This window comes from Paenibacillus periandrae (assembly GCF_022458865.1).
In the GTDB taxonomy this organism is placed as follows: domain Bacteria; phylum Bacillota; class Bacilli; order Paenibacillales; family NBRC-103111; genus Paenibacillus_S; species Paenibacillus_S periandrae.
In genome coordinates, this window is sequence record NZ_JAJNMU010000007.1 from 22,998 (window position 1) to 39,816 (window position 16,819).

Genomic DNA, 16,819 nt, shown 5'->3' on the forward strand with positions numbered 1-16,819 from the left:
CGCTGACCCATTTGGGCTCTGAAACCAGAACTATTTCTTGTTTGCCAAAATGTGCTCTCCTAAGCTGTTGAGCGTATGCATGGCAGTTAAAGCGAACAAGGAAGCAGCAGGTGCCAAAGCTTCTTCATTCAAAGTAAACTTGGGATGATGCCATTCCTCCGTCCCGCTTGTTCCCATCCAGATAAAGCAGCCTGGCACTTGGGTTTGATAATAGGCGAAATCTTCGCCTCCTGTGCTGGGAGCAGCTTCCACAATACTAAGCTGCAGCGCTTCTGCTGCTTGCCTCACCCTTTGTACCATAGCAGGATCGTTATGGACACCTGGAATCCCTGTATGCCATTTGAGTTCAGCCACAGCTCCATATGCGGATGCGATTCCGTTAGAAATCTGCTCAATCAGCTGCGGTAAACGTTCTCTAATAGCGGGGCTAAAGGTACGAATTGTACCCTCCAGAATAGCGTCGTCAGGAATAACATTCCAGGTTGAACCTGAACGAAAGCTGCAGACGCTGACAACCGCACGGTCAAACGGACTGATACTGCGGCTGACAGCCGTCTGAAGGGCTCCAACGATAGCGCTGGCGGCAACAATTGGATCAATCGCTCTTTCCGGTATCGCCGCATGACCACCTTTTCCAGTTACCTTAAGCCTGAATCCGTCCACACTCGCCATCAAAGCACCCGGAGATAATCCGATCGTTCCGACTGGCAGCTCTGGCTTGTTATGCATGCCAAATATGGCCTGAACGCCGTCCAATGCTCCCGCTTTGATCATTGCCAGTGCCCCGGTGCCTTTCTCTTCAGAAGGCTGAAAAATCAAACGAACCCTGCCATGAAATTGCTCGGAGCTTCGCTGCAGCAGAATAGCCGACCCAAGTACAGCAGCCGTATGAAAATCATGGCCGCAGGCATGCATCCTGCCGTCGATCGTCGAGGCATAGGGGAGACCCGTTTCTTCCTTAACAGGCAATGCGTCCAGATCAGCCCGCAATGCAATCGTCGGTCCTGGCCCGCTGCCTTCAATTTCCGCCAATACGCCGACTGGCAAATCGATTGGAAGGATACGTATGCCTTGCTCCTCCAAATAAGCCCGAACCTTACGGGTTGTCTCATACTCCTGCATCGACAGCTCGGGAAAGCGGTGCAGCTCCCGCCGTATATGGATCAGCTGAGGTAGCAGTTGCTCTGCTTCTTTCACAAGCCATTCAGAAGTCATCGTATAGGGATCTCCTTACCCCGCCTGTACCGTAATCGAGTCTTTATGCGGAGCTGGCGGCTCATTTTCCCACACTGTGCTTGGAATCTCACGTCGAAGCACGGGTGCGACCTCGGTTGCAAAGAACTCGGCCTGCTCCCGCTGCTCCGCTTCGGTCAGTCCGTCCACACTGATGCTGAGCACTTGATTCCCGAACACGGAATGGTAGTTCAAAATCTTTTCGATCACACGTTCCGGACTACCTACCAAGATAGGGCCGTTTTCGATATTATCCTCAAGATCTTTGAAGGGGGATCTGTCATGAGGCGCTTTAAGTCGGCCATGAAACGCATCGTAATAGGGGCGGAAGCGTTTGATCGCTTCCTCTGTCGTTTTTGCCAAGTAAATGCTGCCTCCAGCACCTGAGCCAACTACTGCCTTACTTGGATCATGTCCATAAAAAGCCAAACGCTCGCGATAATGATCGATGAGATCTTTATATTTGGATTGACGATGTATCGTATTGGAGGAATATAAAGGCTCACCGTATTTGGCTGCCAATTCAGTCGAGAACGTGCTTGACGCACTGCCATGCCAAACAGGTATCGACTTTTGATAAGGCCTTGGCTGTGTCGTAACGTTGTTCAGTGGTGAACGATAGCGACCTTGCCAGCTGACGTTCTCCTCATTCCATAATCGCTTGAGAAGTGCGTAGCGCTCAGCCAGTGATTCCCACTGCTCCTCCTCAGTTATGCCGAAGAGCGGATAATGACTGGCATCATTCCCTTTACCAATAATCAGCTCAATTCGCCCTCCTGAAAGATGATCAAGCGTGGCGTAATCCTCGGCAACCCGAACAGGGTCGAGCACACTCAGTACCGTTACGGTTGTGAGCAAACGAATACGCGACGTTCTCGCAGCGATCGCGGTTAAGACTACTGGCGGTGAGGAAGCCAGGAATGGCGCGGTATGCCGCTCACCAACTCCATTAGCCTCAAAGCCCAGCTCTTCGGCTAGAACAGCCTGCTTCAGCACGTTTTGAAATTTCTGTTGGGTCGTAAAGGTTTCCCCTGTGATGGCGTTCGGGGTGTTTAACATAAGGCTCATTAAAGCGAATTTCATTGTATTTGTCCTCCTTTATTTTTCACCGCTGCTCCTACATCTTCTAACGAATTCATCTGACTATTTGAATATATGCTTATAAGGGATAGTGGCAGGCTACCGAGTGACCGTTTGCAATCTCAACCAGCTTGGGCGCTTGCTCTCGGCAGCGCGCTGTTACTGCAGGGCAACGGGTATGAAACCGACAACCTGATGGTGGTGACGCAGGCGAAGGAATTTCTCCTTGAATAGCAGCGAACTCTTTCTTTCTTGTCGGATCAGGCCAAGGGATGGATGCGATAAGCGCAGCCGTATAGGGGTGGGCTGGATGACGAAATAACTCGTCAGCCTGCGCCACTTCAACGAGATTGCCGAGATACATAACCCCAATCCGTGAGGATACGTGTCTGACAATGTTGAGCCCGTGCGCGATAAACACATAGGTTAAACCGAGCCGATTTTGCAGCTCCTGCATCAAGTTCACAATTTGCGCCTGAACCGAGACGTCAAGAGCAGATACAGCCTCATCGGCAAGCACAAATCGGGGGTTCAGTGCGATGGCACGCGCAATTCCAATACGTTGACGTTGACCACCTGAAAATTCATGTGGATATCTGGAAGCCCATTGAGGATTCAGGCCAACGATGTGCAGCAGCTCCTCCACCTTGGCTTTTTGTTCTGCAGGACTTAACGCTTCATGAACGGCCAGCGGTTCTGCGATCGTTTCACCTACAGTCCAGCGAGGGTTAACAGATCCGTACGGGTCCTGGAAAATCATTTGCATATCGCGTCTTACCGCTCGCCGTCTGCTCGCCTCCATGGCTGTCAGCTCTTCGCCTCCAAAAAATACTTGACCTGCCGTGGCTTTCTCCAGCTGGATAAGAACGCGACCAAGCGTCGACTTCCCGCTTCCTGACTCACCGACAAGTCCAAACGTCTCGCCTTCCCGGATCGTAAACGACACATCGTCCACGGCATGAATAACAGCTTTCGTAAGTCCAAAAGCTCCTTTAACCGCGTAATGCTTTGTAAGCCCGCGAACCTCAAAAAGCAGCTTAGCTGTGCTCAGTCTATCTTCAGGCTCCGGCTGAACGATGTGTTCAATGGCTGTATTCGTTGCAGTGGGACTTATGACGGGCTGACCAAGAGCCATAGTACTTACCAAAACTTCGGTATGCCAGCAAGCTGCTTCGTGACCGTCGGACCCTCTAAGAGTAGGGACCTCAGTTCGACATTGATCTGTGGCCAATGGACAACGCGGATGAAATCGGCAGCCCGAAGGAAAATCCGCTACATTCGGCGGTGTTCCCTCAATGGTATACAAGGGAGCATTACGGTCGCTGTCCATCGTTGTGATAGATCGCAGCAATCCGGCTGCATAAGGATGCCGTGGCTGCGCAAAGAGACGGTCTGCGGGTGCCTGCTCGACAATTCTGCCCGCATACATGACGATCATCCGGTCTGCTATCTCCGCAGCAATGCCCAGATCATGCGTAATTAGCAGGATTGACATCCCAAGCTCCGCCTTTAAATCATTCAACAAACGTAAAATTTGCGCTTGAATCGTGACATCGAGCGCTGTCGTCGGCTCGTCTGCGATGAGCAGCTCCGGGCCGCATGCGAGCGCCATCGCGATCATCGCCCGCTGCAGCATCCCACCCGACATTTCGTTCGGATACTGGTTCATGCGCAGCTTGGGCTCAGGAAATCCAACGCGACGCAGCAATTCAACCGCCTGCTCACGAGCCTCCTTAACGCTTCGCTTGTCATGCCGGCGAATCGTTTCAACGAGCTGGGTACCGATGGTAAAGACCGGATCGAACGCAGCCATTGGCTCCTGAAAAATCATCGAAACCCTCTTGCCACGAATAGCACGGAGTACACTCTGGGGCAGCATTGTCAGCTCTTCACCATCCAACTTGACGCTGCCTGTCGCAATACGGCCTTTATCAAACTCAATCAGTCTCATAATGGCTTTGGATGTTATCGTCTTGCCGCTGCCAGACTCCCCGACAAGACATACGGTCTCGCCACGACCGATTTGAAAGCTTATGTCGGTAATCGGCGTAATGGAGCCGCCTGAGGACGGAAATTCCACGGTCAACCGATCGATTGTCAATAATGGTTGGGTCATACGCCGCCTCCTGCGATTTAGCCGCCGCTTTTTTTCGGGTCCAATACGTCCCGAATATAATCACCGATGATGTTAACAGACAGTACGAACAAGGCAATGGTAAGACCCGGGAACGTGCATATCCACCAGGCAACGGTCAAATACCCTCGTCCCTGTGCCAGGACTGTCCCCCAGTCCGGTATTTCCTTGATAACCCCAAGACCCAGGAAGCTAAGCCCGGATCCGGCTAGAATTGAAGTTCCAATACCAATCGTTGCCATAACCAGAAAAGGAGCCAGTGAATTAGGGAGCACATGCTTCCAGAATATTCGGATACCCGAGCTGCCGATTGAACGCGAGGCGAGCACAAAAGGCCGATTTTTGATGCTGAGAACCTGACCGCGCATCACTCTGGCGTAACGAGGAATTGTTGCTGCCGCTATGGCCAGCACAACATTGAACAAGCTTGGCCCAAGCGCGGCTGCTATGGCAAGTGCCAGCAGAATACCCGGTATCGTCATTAGCACCTCAATAATCCGCATGATGACTTGGTCAATCCATCCTCCGATATAGCCGGATAACGCCCCTAATGTGGCACCTGACAGCCCGCCAACCACGACGGATGCAAATCCGATCAGAAGTGAATCCTGGCTTCCATACACGACAAGACTGAAAACATCCCTTCCTAAATAATCTGTTCCCAACAAGTGATCCGCACCGGGCGGCTTCAGTAAATTAGCTACATCCATCTTGGTCGGGGAATAGGGCGCAATCCACTGCGGTGCGATCGCACACACGATCAGGAACAGCACGATCAGTCCCGCAGCATACAGAAACAGCTCCGATGCGCCAATATGCCATTTTCGCACAATCCTTTTACGTTCGATCTTCCACATCGGTTTAAGAGCTGCTGCTTCTTTCATTCCGGTTCCTCCTCATCTTATTGCGACCGCCTAATGCGCGGATCGACGAATGTATAGGATACATCCACAAGCAGATTAACAGCGACATAGATGATCGCCGTGAAAAAGACAACACCTTGTACAACAGGCATATCCTTCGCTATGATCGCATCGGCAAGGATTCGTCCGATACCCTGCCTTGCAAACACAGTCTCAATCACGACAGTTCCACTCAACAGCTCACCGATCATGACACCGATCATCGTAAGCGCAGGAATGAGCGAATTGCGTAAGGCATGTCGGTACATGACCGCGCGTTCCGCCAATCCTTTTGCACGCAGCGTCAATATGAATGGCTCCCCCAGCACTTCCAGCATGGTATTACGGACCATTCGGACAATAAAGCCGGCTCCGACCAATCCCAGAGCAAGACCCGGAAGGACAAGCGTGTCCCAACCATCCGAGCCCATTGCCGGAAACCAACCCAGCTGAATGGAAAACAGCAGCAGCAATAAAATCCCCGTCCAGAACGAAGGCATCGAGATCCCGAACAATCCGACGAACCTTGCGATAATATCGATAATACCGTTGCGATGTATGGCAGAGAGGACGCCGAGCAGAATTCCGATTACGATGGACACTACCGCACTGACGAGTGTCAAGGCCAACGTCGCCGGAACATGCGCCAAAATTTTGGGAAGCACCTCATCATGATTGATTCTTGATACCCCAAAGTTCCCATGAAGCAGCTCAACGAAGTAGTGTAAAAACTGCACATAGAACGGTTGATCCAGACCCATCTGATGACGCATGTCCGCGATCGCTTCCGGTGTTGTTGCATTCCCGTCCAGCATCTGAAGTACCGGGTCGCCGGGCAGCACATACATAATGATAAAGACCAGCATCGACGAACCGACAACAACGAGCAAGGAGGTCAACAAGCGGGTTGCGATGGTTCCGGTCATGTAGCTTTCCTCCCTTTCAATTATTTACGGATACTGACATCATAGAACAGTGGGTATCCGAGCAGATCATATTTCAGTCCTTCTACTGATTTGGGATGAGCTACCGTATAAGGAAACACATAGATCGGAAGAATAATAGCCTTTTCGATCAGGTATTGCTGGATTTGCCCATAAATCGCCTTCCGTTTTTGCAGATTAGATTCGGCAGCGCCTTGATCTAGAAGCTTGTCGATTTCCGGATCAGCCAAGTGAGACCAATTGGTACCTCCTTTTGAAAACTCCCTATCCGAACGGAAAATATTACGAATCACATCCGGATCGGCTTTGACCTGTGAATTACCCCAAAGGTCATAAGAACCATCCAATAGCGGTGTATTCGTGTCCTTTGTGATATTCAATACGGTATTAATGCCGATTTGCTTGATCTGTTGTTGGACAATTGCAGCAATATCATTGCGCTTCTCACGGTTTGGCGATCCGTCCAGATAGCGAAGGGTCAGCTTCTTGCCGTCCTTCTCACGAATGCCATCGGCTCCCTTTTTCCAGCCCAGTTCGTCCAGCAGTTGGTTTGCCTTTGCTACATCCGGCTTAATGCGATTCTCCAGTGTCGCATCATATCCGAGTAAGCCAGGTGTAAACGAGGACCAGGCACGCTCATAAGTACCTAAATACAACGTTTTGACAATCGTGTCTACATCTACCGCAAGCTGGACCGCTTGGCGTGCCTTGGGATCGTTCCACGGTTCATTACGTAAATTGAAGTAAAGCGAGAAAGCCGTTCCGTTCGTGGCCGCTTGATCCACCTTGATCTTGGGATCATTTTTGAGAGCTGCTATATTTTGCGGCGGTACAGCTTCGGCGGCAAGCAATTGTCCGCTTTGTACGCTGCCGATCCGGGTCGCTTCCTCCGGTACAATCTTAAATGTCAGCTTGTCGAGGTGAGATGGTCCTTTATTGTCAGCACCTGGTGGTCCCCAGTTATAATCCGGGTTTTTCTCAAGCGTAATCTCATCGTTCTCCGTCCACTTCACAAATTTGAATGGGCCCGTTCCGACAGGATGTTTTACATATTGATCACCATATTGCTGAATCGCCGTCGGCGAAGATATACCGAGAAATGCGGAGCTTAACCCACTAAGAAATGCTTCAAATGGCTGGGAAAGATTCACCTTGATCGTGTAATCATCCACAACCTCCGAGGACGAGACAGGGCCGAGCAATGAACGCGCTTGTCCTGTTACTGCTGCGATATGATCAAAATTTGCTTTGACCGCAGCGGCGTTAAACGGTGTACCGTCTTGAAATTTAACGTTTTGGCGAAGCTTGAACGTGTACGTTTTACCATCATCCGATTTGGTCCAACTGGTCGCAAGCCAAGGCTGAAACGAGCCGTCAGCCATTTGGAAAATCAAGCTGTCAAATATGTTCCGGAACACCCGATGTGATACGGCAAAGCCACTGGCACCGGGGTCCAGTTTATCGGGCGAAGTGGCCAAAGCAAAGGTCAATGTACCGCCCTCGACTGGCTTGCTGCTGACTACCGTTTTGTCGCCGCTCGTCTTCTCAGCCTCCGTCCCCCCCTTGTTCGTGGAGCAGCCTGCCAATACTAAGGTTAAAGCCACGGAAACTGCTGTGTATTTGATCCATTTTGATCCCAAATTAGTCTTCATCATCTATCCCCTATTCGTGTTCGTCTTCTCGTCAATCCGTACTACGCAGCATATTCTACAAATGTACAGCTCCTGCATGATTGACAGCCGCCGATGCCTGCTTAATCCGATCTATCTGACCGATATGGTAATGCACATGTTTGATAAATCCGGCTACGATATCGGTGATTCGCACGGTTTCACCCTTGAAATTGACACCTGTTTTCTCCCAATCCTTATTCGTCAATCGTCCGAACAGCAAGCTGTTATATTGAAGCAGAGCACGGAAAGCTTCCAGGATTTCACCGATATCACTTTCGTTCGCTTTCTGTCCGCTAACCCAGGCGTCTTGATTAAAAGCCGGCAGTTGAGCTGTAGTATCCGCGAGAATATCACGAATACGAAACGAAACGACGATATGATGGTCCGTCAAATGGTTAATGACCTCTGTTACGCTCCATGATTCGGGTACCGCTTTCCATCTCACTTGCTCCTGACTAAGTCCATCAATCGCTTGAACCAATGAACGATGCGTGTCCAGGTATGCTGGTATTTGTTCTAAACTCATTCGGGTCCCTCCCTACAATTGTTTGTGTAATGATCGCTTCATAATTACTACTTATCACATTGATTTAGTTGGTATTAAATTAATACTTAACATACCATGACTGCTTCCGACCGTCCAATAGAGTTCTTCTATTCATTAATAACAAATTCCGATTGTAAATCGGGAACTTCGGCATCCACAGCCTAATGAAAGCAAGCAACTGTACAAACAAAAGACTTTCAGAACGCTGCTGCTGCAGCGTCTAAAAGTCTCCGGTTGTCCGGCAGCCTCTTCTTGGTTTCCCTGCTATTCTTAAGGAGCAACTGGCTGCAGAGTCAACGGTTTGTTATCCCAAACCGTACTTGGAATTTCGCGTCTTAGAACCGGCATGACATCAGCGGCAAACCGTTCTACCTGCTCAAGCTGCTCGGCTTCAGTCAAGCCGTCCACACTGATGCTGAGCACTTGATGACCGTAAGCCTCGTGGTAATTCAGGATTTTTTCGATTACACGATCAGCGCTGCCCACGAGAGTAGGTCCATTCTGAATATTATCCTCAAGATCCTTGAAGGGCGATTGATTGTGCTTAGCCGATGCCGTATTGTGAAAAGCATCGTAATAGGGGCGATAACGTTTGATCGCTTCCTCGTTGGTATTCGCCAGGTATAAGCCTCCTCCGCCTGCTCCCACGACTGCGTCCTTGGGATCTCGCCCGTAGTAGGCCCAGCGTTCGCGGTAGTTGTCGATCAGTGCTTTATATTTAGCCTGCGGATGAAAACCGTTGGATGAGAAAATCGGCTCTCCGTATTTAGCCGCCAGTTCAGTGGATAGCGGACTTGATGCGCTGCCATGCCACACCGGAATCGACTTCTGAAACGGTCTCGGCTGTGTAGTGACTTGGTTCAGCGGAGAGCGATAGCGTCCTTGCCAGCTGACATTCTCCTCATTCCATAGCTGTTTGAGAAGCGCATAACGTTCGGCAAGAGATTCCCACTGTTCTTCCTCACTAATGCCAAAAAGCGGATAGTGCCGCGGGTCGTTCCCTTTGCCGATAATCATCTCTAAACGTCCACCAGAGAGATGATCCAGTGTCGCATAGTCCTCGGCCACCCTTACAGGATCGAGTACGCTTAGCACCGTTACCGTTGTAAGCAGCCGAATCTTAGACGTATTGGCTGCGATAGCGGTCAATACCAACGGCGGTGAGGAGGACAGGAACGGTGCGCCATGCCGCTCACCCACACCATAAGCTTCATAGCCAAGCTTTTCGGCAAGAGTTGCCTGCTTCAACACATTCTGAATTTTTTGCTGTGAGGTTAAGGTTTCCCCGGTTACAGCGTTTGGGATGTTCATCATCAGGCTAAACAATGCAAATTTCATCTTTCATTTTCCTCCTTGGCGTTGTGCGGCTTAACCGAATCATTATGAAGGATCGGGTGATGTCTAACAACTGAATCATTACTGCTCCGCCAAAGCTTCAACAAGCTCCTGTTTATTCAGTCTTGCTAAGGTATGACGGTTTTGCAGGAAGGGCAAACCCAGGTTGCCACGCAGCGTATCCGCTTCGTATTCGGTTCGGAACAAACCTCTTTCTTGTAAGATAGGAACAACATGATCAATAAAATCATTTAATCCTGTTGGCAGAACGGCACTTCCGATCATAAACCCGTCTGCTGCTCCCTCCTCGAACCAACGTTGCATCGTATCAGCGATTTGTATAGGCGTTCCTGTAAATCCGCCTCTTGGGGAGGCTACTCGGATCGCCAATTGACGTAAGGTGAGGTTTTCTTCTTTTGCCAATTTTTTAATGAAATCGCTCGTGCTCTTAAATCCTTCGCTCCCCAAGTTCCCAAGATCCGGCAGCGGTTCGTCCAGCGGAAACTGACTAAAATCAAAATGATTAAAATACCGGCCCAAGTAATGTAAGGCGACATCAATATCCACAAGGTTGGCAATTTGCTCATACTTCGCTTTGGCCTCTTCCTCAGTGAATCCGACAATAGGGCTAATACCGGGGAATATCAGTACATCACCAGCAGAACGCCCGAATTGGACAGCCCTTCTTTTCACATCCTGATAAAAGCTTTTGGCATCCTCTATCGTTTCATGTCCGGTAAATACGGCATCGGCTTCTTTCGCAGCCAAATCTCTGCCCGAATCCGATGATCCCGCTTGAAAGATTAAAGGCTGCCCCTGCTTGGATCTGGCTATATTGAGCGGGCCCTGCACCGAATAAAATTCACCCTGATGGTTAACCCGATGCATTTTGGAAGGATCTATAAATTGACCGGATTGCTTATCGCGAACAAAAGCATCGTCCTCCCACGAGTCCCACAGCCCCTTCGTTAGCTGCAAATATTCCTCGGCAATTCGATAGCGCAGCTCATGGGAGGGATGCTCAGTTTTACTGTAATTTAAAGCTGATCCCTCCAAGGGAGAAGTGACAGCGTTCCATCCCGCACGACCGCCGCTGATCATATCAATCGTAGCGAACTGTCTGGCGACCGTGTAAGGCTCGCTGTAAGAGGTGGAGAGTGTCCCGACTAGCCCTATGTGTGAGCTCACTCCTGCCAAAGCCGATAAAACGGCAACCGGCTCAAATCGATTCAAAAAATTCGGATGCGAGATTTCGTTAATATACAACCCGTCTGCCACAAAAACCAAATCCAGCTTACCCGCCTCGGCCTTGTGAACAAGCTGCTTATAAAAATCAAAATTTACACTTGCGTCCGCCACAGCATCAGGATGTCTCCAAGCTGCCATATGACCACCAGGTCCGTGCAGCATCGCTCCAATTTTCAACTTTCTTGAGTCTCCTATGGTAAGCACCTCGCAATCGTATAATAGGAATCTTTAGACCATTAATTGTGCAAAAGCCCCCTGCAGCTGCTCATAAGCATACAGCCGTTGTGCAAACTCATTTAATGCCACTGTCACAATAATCTCCTCAATTTGATATTCATTATGAATGGCGATCAGCTTCTGGCGCACTGTTTCTTTGGAGCCGTAGATGATGTTTGCCTGCGTTTCCTGGATGGTGTAAGGCTCAGTGGTTTGCCGTCCGTATTCCTCGATCTGCTCCCTATTTTTTACCGTTAAGGTGCGTCCGTTTTTCAACTTAATTTTGAAAATCTTCGAATTAGCTGCCGCCAGCTGCTCCGCTTCCTCATCGGAATCAGCCATAATAATGGATAACGCAAGAATAGCTTGGGGTTGCTTCAGGTACCCTGACTGAAAATGCGAACGATATATCCCGAACGCTTCAGCTATCGTTTTGTCCTCTCCATTGATCGACTGTGAAAATACGTAAGGAATACCGAGGCTTGCCGCCAGCTCAGCACTTTCTACACCGGCACCGAGCAAGTATAAGTCGGCTGGCTGCTCTGAAAGAGGCGTTGCTCTGACACCATTCAAGGGATCCTCTGAATCCTGCTCATTAGCCAGCAATCGCTTTAAATGTACGAGCTTTTCTCCGAACGATAGACTGTTCCCTGATTCGTTCTGCTGAAGTGCTCGTGTGGAACGCGGCAATCCTCCAGGTGCTCTGCCAATCCCAAGATCGACACGTCCTGGAGCAAGAGCAGCCAGAACATTAAAATTTTCCGCTACCTTATACGGGCTATAATGCTGCAGCATTACACCCCCTGATCCAACACGAATCTGCTTCGTAACAGCTAATAAGTAAGCGATCAGTACCTCCGGCGAAGAGCCTGCCAGTTTATCCGAATCATGGTGCTCAGACACCCAGAACCGGTAATAGCCCAGCTCCTCTGCTTTTTGCGCAAGCTGAATCGTATTATGAAACGCCTGATTTGCTGTCTCCCTTTCTCCTATCGGGCTTTGATCCAAGATACTTAACCTGAGTCCCATCCTCAACACCCTTTCAATCAAAATATTTCCCATAGGTTTTGTTGGTTTAATATCTTACTAAAACTGTATCACTGCCCATTAACAGCGTCAACGGGTAGAACAATAGCTTCTTTCTATCCAGTTATTTAAACATTCTATTAGTAGCTAGCAAAGCTCTTTGAAATTGATACCTTTGACTGTATCCTGAAATAAGCTGTGCCATTGCAGGCCTTCTCCATTCAGTGAAATCAGGTTGGTGCGAAGTGATAGGCTGCTTAAGGTCGGAAGCTCTATCGGCACCAGCAGGTTATCCCGAACTTCCTTTTGAACACACAGCTTCGGCAAAAAGCTGATACCGACACCTTTTAACACCAGTTTTTTCGCTGTTTCCAGATTATCGATATGATACACAATGTTTGGCGGAAGATGCAGCGACTCGAACAGCCTGTGAATCTTAATCCAGTCAAGTGAACCGCATTCAAAAAAAACCATTGGCTCGTTAACAACATCCTCCACTGTAACATTGTCCATCCTTGCAAAGGCATGATCTTGACGAACAAACAAACATATAGGATCATCAAAAAATTTAATAGAATGGATATGCGGATGCGTAATATTACGAATAAGTCCCAGGTCAATTTCCTTGCTAAGCAGTTTGTCCAATAAAGCTTCAGACGGAGCGGTGGTCAGTTTAATTTGCACATCCGGCATTCGCTCTTTCAGCACAGGGAGGATCTCGGGAATCAAATAATTCGCAACCGATACGGTGCAACCAATCCGCAACTCATCAAGCGATGCACTCTTTTGCTGCAGCTGCTGCTTGCCTTTTTTATAAGATTGCAAGATTTGTTGGGCGTACGGCAAAAACTGCTTTCCCTTATCTGTTAAAGTGAATTGTTTGCCTTCTCTTTCAAAAAGCAGAGCATTTAACTCCCTTTCCAAGGATTGAATTCGGGCGGAAATCGAAGGTTGAGATAAAAACAAGGCGTCAGCGGCTTTGTTAAAGCTGTTGAAATGGATTACATAGACAAAAGCTTCCAAATTATCGATATTCATAACATTGTCCCCTTTCTTATAACCCAGTCTATACAGAGGTCTTCCCCCAAAAATAAACAGAGATACATCCACCTCCAATAGAGGAATGATGCATCTCCAGTTATTTCATTATAAAATAACTAATCCGATATGTTTAGTGTATTTTAAATATAGATTACCTTATCTGTTATGTCAATGCAGTATTTCACACCATTATCGTAAACCTGCATCCAATTAAAGTACAAAAAAACAAGCTGATTCCGATTAAATATCGGAGCCAGCTTGCTGTGTAAAGCGTTATTCATCATCCATGAAAATTAAGCAGATACCACTTTGATTACATTACGAACGGAATCTGCGGATTTATCAAGAGCTGTCTTTTCTTCAGGCAGAAGCTCTAATTCGAAAATCTTCTCGATTCCATCGCCGCCCAACAAGGTTGGTACGCCCATGAACAGGTTATCATAGCCATATTCGCCTTGCAGCAAGGCGATAGCAGGAATGATCCGTTTTTTGTCCTTGATGATCGCTTCAGCCATTTGAACCAGGGAAGCTGCTGGTGCATAGTACGCGCTGCCGTTACCCAACAGGTTCACGATCTCACCGCCGCCTGTACGTGTACGCTGTACAATAGCTTCAATACGATCAGCCGGAATCAGCTTCTCGATTGGAATGCCGCCAACATTGGAGTAACGAACCAAAGGTACCATATCGTCGCCATGGCCGCCCAATACGAAGCCGCGAACATCTTCAACCGATACATTCAATTCCTGTGCGATAAATGTGCAATAACGGGCTGTATCCAGTACACCGGATTGACCAATTACACGGTTTTTCGGGAAGCCCAAAGCCTCGTAAGCTACATAAGTCATAGCATCAACCGGGTTGCTCAAAATGATCACGATGGAGTTAGGACTCGTTCTTTTTACATTCTCACAAACGGATCTTACGATACCTGCGTTGGTGTTAACGAGATCATCACGGCTCATGCCTGGCTTGCGCGCAATACCCGCTGTGATGATTACGATATCGGAATTAGCTGTATCGTCATAGTTGGAAGTACCTACGATGTTGCTGTCAAAGCCTTGAACCGGAGAAGCTTCCAGCATATCCAATGCTTTACCCTTTGTCGGGTTTTCCAATTGCGGGATGTCCAGCAGAACGACGTCTCCCAGTTCTTTCTGTGCTGCCAAGAATGCAGTTGTTGCCCCTGTGAAACCTGCGCCTACAACGGTAATTTTTTTACGTTGAATTGCCATAATAGTTAGCCTCCTGAAATGGTTTATTTGGGAGTGCGAGGTTAAAGATTCTCTATTACAGATTAAAAATTAAAGGCATAGTATCCAAAAGTGGGCTTTCAGGATTAGGGATGTGCCTCCGGCCGCTGTTGAAACTGTGTTCCTGTAATTAGATTAAGCGGTGGGAACACAGTTTCAAAGGCGGCGCGTAAACTCTACGGCACAATCCCTAACTCCTTATCGCACGATTTGGAGTCAAGTCAAGTTCACAAGCACAATCAACCTTTTCACTCGTTGAGTGTAGAAAGATTCGCCTCAATTGGACCCGAGGCGTAACAAGGTCTGGAGCCGCTAAAAGCAAAGCAAGATCTAGAACCAAATACTGAGCAATTACAAGCCCAAGATCAAGAACAGTCCAAGAACAGTCCCAAGATGGTTCAAGCAAGCTCAAGCACCTAAAAGCTACACACATCAATTCTGTAGGAGCATGAAATGGAAGTACGTCAATGCGATGCTTCGCAAAGCTGAAGCTCTCATTGACGAACGTGTTTCACAGCTAAACTACCTTCAAGAAGCCGCGGCGCTTGGAAGCGTGTCTGTGGGATGCTTTGCGGCAGCAAAGCCACCACAGACGGTCGCGTTCCCAACACCTTAACTAACTCACAACGCTATCCCGCATGATAGCGAGTCAGCAGCAAGCTTCGTGTAACGAATCTTGCTGCTGACAGTCGCGTTCCATGTACCCCAGCCACTCTAGAACACCCAATCTCCGAGATCACTCGCAGAAAGATGCTCTATCGTCGTCCAGGGGGCGAAACCCCTGGGGTCCCCCTTACAAAGGGGGATTTAGGGGGATGTCTCCTCTTAGGCCATATGTTTAATGATTTCGTTAGCGAACTCGGAGCATTTCACTTCAGTTGCGCCTTCCATCAAACGCGCGAAGTCATAAGTAACGGTTTTGTTGTGAATCGAAGTTTCCATACCTTTGTAGATCAGCTCAGCTGCTTCCAACCAGCCCAAGTGCTCAAGCATCATAACGCCGGACAAAATAACGGAACCTGGGTTAACAACGTCCAAACCAGCATATTTAGGAGCTGTACCATGAGTCGCTTCAAAGATAGCATGCCCAGTTACATAGTTGATATTAGCTCCTGGAGCGATACCGATTCCGCCTACTTGTGCTGCCAAAGCATCGGACAGGTAGTCACCGTTCAGGTTCAATGTTGCGATAACGTCAAAATCAGTAGGACGCGTCAATACTTGTTGAAGAGCGATGTCAGCGATAGCATCCTTAACGATGATTTTGCCAGCAGCTTCTGCTTCTTTTTGCGCCTGGTTAGCAGCGTCTGTGCCTTTTTCAGCTTTAATTCTGTCGTATTGATTCCATGTGAAGGTTTGATCGCCGAATTCTTTTTCAGCCAGCTCATAACCCCAGTTTTTGAACGCGCCTTCTGTATATTTCATGATGTTGCCTTTGTGTACCAATGTCAAAGTTTTACGTTTGTGTTTGATTGCGTACTCGATAGCGCCGCGCACCAAACGCTCTGTACCTTCAGAGGAAACAGGTTTTACGCCGATACCCGAAGTTTCAGGGAAACGAATTTTGTTAACACCCATTTCTTTTTGCAGAAACTCAATAACCTTTTTAACTTCTGCAGAACCGGATTCCCACTCGATGCCTGCATAAATATCCTCAGTGTTTTCACGGAAAATAACCATATCTACCAGCTCAGGACGTTTTACAGGAGAAGGAACCCCATTAAAATAACGAACAGGACGGGAGCATACATACAAGTCCAGCTCTTGACGAAGAGCAACGTTCAAAGAACGGATACCGCCGCCAACCGGAGTCGTTAATGGCCCTTTAATAGCCACTATGTATTCACGAATTGCTGTTAAAGTATCATTTGGCAACCAGTTTTCGAATTTATCAAATGCTTTTTGACCAGCAAATACTTCATACCAAGCGATTTTTTTCTCGCCATTGTAGGCTTTCTCAACTGCAGCGTCCAGTACGCGCTTGGAAGCAGCCCAAATGTCAGGACCTGTGCCGTCGCCTTCGATGAAAGGGATAATCGGGTTGTTCGGTACATTCAGAACTCCATCAACGATACTAATTTTTTCGCCTTCAGTTGGTAGTGCGTATTTTTCGAATTTAGCCATGAGTATTAGTTCCTCCTTAGAATAGGTGCATAATTACACAAAATTGAACGGGAGCTACTGCGC

The 16,819-nt window shown here is 48.4% G+C and carries 14 protein-coding genes; 1 reads left to right on the top strand and 13 read right to left on the bottom strand.

Translation table 11 applies throughout. The features are described 5' to 3' along the window. Positions 1-30: 30 nt before the first annotated feature. From LRL21_RS12750 to mdh, 12 genes are all read right to left on the bottom strand, one after another. Positions 31-1,215 (bottom strand): amidohydrolase, encoded by a 1,185-nt coding sequence (locus LRL21_RS12750; RefSeq protein ID WP_240416171.1) that lies wholly within the window; start codon positions 1,213-1,215, stop codon positions 31-33. Between the two features lie 15 nt (positions 1,216-1,230). Then, positions 1,231-2,316: an LLM class flavin-dependent oxidoreductase gene (locus tag LRL21_RS12755; RefSeq protein WP_240416172.1), complete on the bottom strand. Its 1,086-nt coding sequence runs from the start codon at positions 2,314-2,316 to the stop codon at positions 1,231-1,233. A 76-nt stretch (positions 2,317-2,392) separates the two neighbouring features. Then, entirely contained in the window at positions 2,393-4,429 is a 2,037-nt protein-coding gene (locus tag LRL21_RS45640) for an ABC transporter ATP-binding protein (RefSeq protein WP_275900722.1), read from the bottom strand. A gap of 17 nt (positions 4,430-4,446) precedes the next feature. Beyond that, positions 4,447-5,331, bottom strand: coding sequence for an ABC transporter permease (locus LRL21_RS12770; protein WP_240416173.1), 885 nt, complete (start codon positions 5,329-5,331; stop codon positions 4,447-4,449). Between the two features lie 17 nt (positions 5,332-5,348). Beyond that, complete coding sequence (locus LRL21_RS12775) at positions 5,349-6,275, bottom strand: ABC transporter permease (protein ID WP_240416174.1); 927 nt, start codon at positions 6,273-6,275, stop codon at positions 5,349-5,351. A gap of 20 nt (positions 6,276-6,295) precedes the next feature. After that, complete coding sequence (locus LRL21_RS12780) at positions 6,296-7,948, bottom strand: ABC transporter substrate-binding protein (RefSeq protein ID WP_240416175.1); 1,653 nt, start codon at positions 7,946-7,948, stop codon at positions 6,296-6,298. 52 nt (positions 7,949-8,000) lie between these two features. Beyond that, the gene (locus LRL21_RS12785; protein ID WP_240416176.1) at positions 8,001-8,492 is read right to left on the bottom strand and encodes a DinB family protein; all 492 of its coding nucleotides are present in this window, start codon (positions 8,490-8,492) and stop codon (positions 8,001-8,003) included. A 291-nt stretch (positions 8,493-8,783) separates the two neighbouring features. After that, entirely contained in the window at positions 8,784-9,851 is a 1,068-nt protein-coding gene (locus tag LRL21_RS12790; RefSeq protein WP_240416177.1) for an LLM class flavin-dependent oxidoreductase, read from the bottom strand. A 78-nt stretch (positions 9,852-9,929) separates the two neighbouring features. Next, positions 9,930-11,291 (bottom strand): LLM class flavin-dependent oxidoreductase, encoded by a 1,362-nt coding sequence (locus tag LRL21_RS12795; protein ID WP_240416440.1) that lies wholly within the window; start codon positions 11,289-11,291, stop codon positions 9,930-9,932. Between the two features lie 33 nt (positions 11,292-11,324). Further along, complete coding sequence (locus LRL21_RS12800; RefSeq protein ID WP_240416178.1) at positions 11,325-12,341, bottom strand: LLM class flavin-dependent oxidoreductase; 1,017 nt, start codon at positions 12,339-12,341, stop codon at positions 11,325-11,327. Positions 12,342-12,485: 144 nt separating this feature from the next. Continuing rightward, a complete protein-coding gene (locus LRL21_RS12805) occupies positions 12,486-13,376 on the bottom strand; it encodes a LysR family transcriptional regulator (RefSeq protein WP_240416179.1) in 891 nt (296 codons plus the stop codon). Between the two features lie 296 nt (positions 13,377-13,672). Further along, entirely contained in the window at positions 13,673-14,614 is a 942-nt protein-coding gene (mdh, locus tag LRL21_RS12810) for a malate dehydrogenase (protein WP_076233188.1), read from the bottom strand. 466 nt (positions 14,615-15,080) lie between these two features. Between mdh and LRL21_RS12815 the strand changes: the two genes are divergently transcribed. After that, the gene (locus LRL21_RS12815; RefSeq protein WP_240416180.1) at positions 15,081-15,248 is read left to right on the top strand and encodes a hypothetical protein; all 168 of its coding nucleotides are present in this window, start codon (positions 15,081-15,083) and stop codon (positions 15,246-15,248) included. A 209-nt stretch (positions 15,249-15,457) separates the two neighbouring features. Here the strand turns inward: LRL21_RS12815 and icd are convergent, their stop codons facing one another. Continuing rightward, positions 15,458-16,756, bottom strand: a complete 1,299-nt coding sequence (gene icd, locus LRL21_RS12820) for an NADP-dependent isocitrate dehydrogenase (RefSeq protein ID WP_240416181.1) — start codon at positions 16,754-16,756, stop codon at positions 15,458-15,460. Between the last annotated feature and the right edge of the window lie 63 nt (positions 16,757-16,819).

Bases quoted from the DNA above. Each gene is read 5' to 3' on its own strand.
- LRL21_RS12775 (WP_240416174.1), bottom strand. From the start codon at position 6,275: ATGACCGGAACCATCGCAACCCGCTTGTTGACCTCCTTGCTCGTTGTT.
- LRL21_RS12755 (WP_240416172.1), bottom strand. From the start codon at position 2,316: ATGAAATTCGCTTTAATGAGCCTTATGTTAAACACCCCGAACGCCATC.
- LRL21_RS12790 (WP_240416177.1), bottom strand. From the start codon at position 9,851: ATGAAATTTGCATTGTTTAGCCTGATGATGAACATCCCAAACGCTGTA.
- LRL21_RS45640 (WP_275900722.1), bottom strand. From the start codon at position 4,429: ATGACCCAACCATTATTGACAATCGATCGGTTGACCGTGGAATTTCCG.
- mdh (WP_076233188.1), bottom strand. From the start codon at position 14,614: ATGGCAATTCAACGTAAAAAAATTACCGTTGTAGGCGCAGGTTTCACA.
- LRL21_RS12815 (WP_240416180.1), top strand. From the start codon at position 15,081: ATGAAATGGAAGTACGTCAATGCGATGCTTCGCAAAGCTGAAGCTCTC.
- LRL21_RS12805 (WP_240416179.1), bottom strand. From the start codon at position 13,376: ATGAATATCGATAATTTGGAAGCTTTTGTCTATGTAATCCATTTCAAC.
- LRL21_RS12785 (WP_240416176.1), bottom strand. From the start codon at position 8,492: ATGAGTTTAGAACAAATACCAGCATACCTGGACACGCATCGTTCATTG.
- LRL21_RS12750 (WP_240416171.1), bottom strand. From the start codon at position 1,215: ATGACTTCTGAATGGCTTGTGAAAGAAGCAGAGCAACTGCTACCTCAG.
- LRL21_RS12780 (WP_240416175.1), bottom strand. From the start codon at position 7,948: ATGATGAAGACTAATTTGGGATCAAAATGGATCAAATACACAGCAGTT.
- LRL21_RS12770 (WP_240416173.1), bottom strand. From the start codon at position 5,331: ATGAAAGAAGCAGCAGCTCTTAAACCGATGTGGAAGATCGAACGTAAA.
- LRL21_RS12800 (WP_240416178.1), bottom strand. From the start codon at position 12,341: ATGGGACTCAGGTTAAGTATCTTGGATCAAAGCCCGATAGGAGAAAGG.
- icd (WP_240416181.1), bottom strand. From the start codon at position 16,756: ATGGCTAAATTCGAAAAATACGCACTACCAACTGAAGGCGAAAAAATT.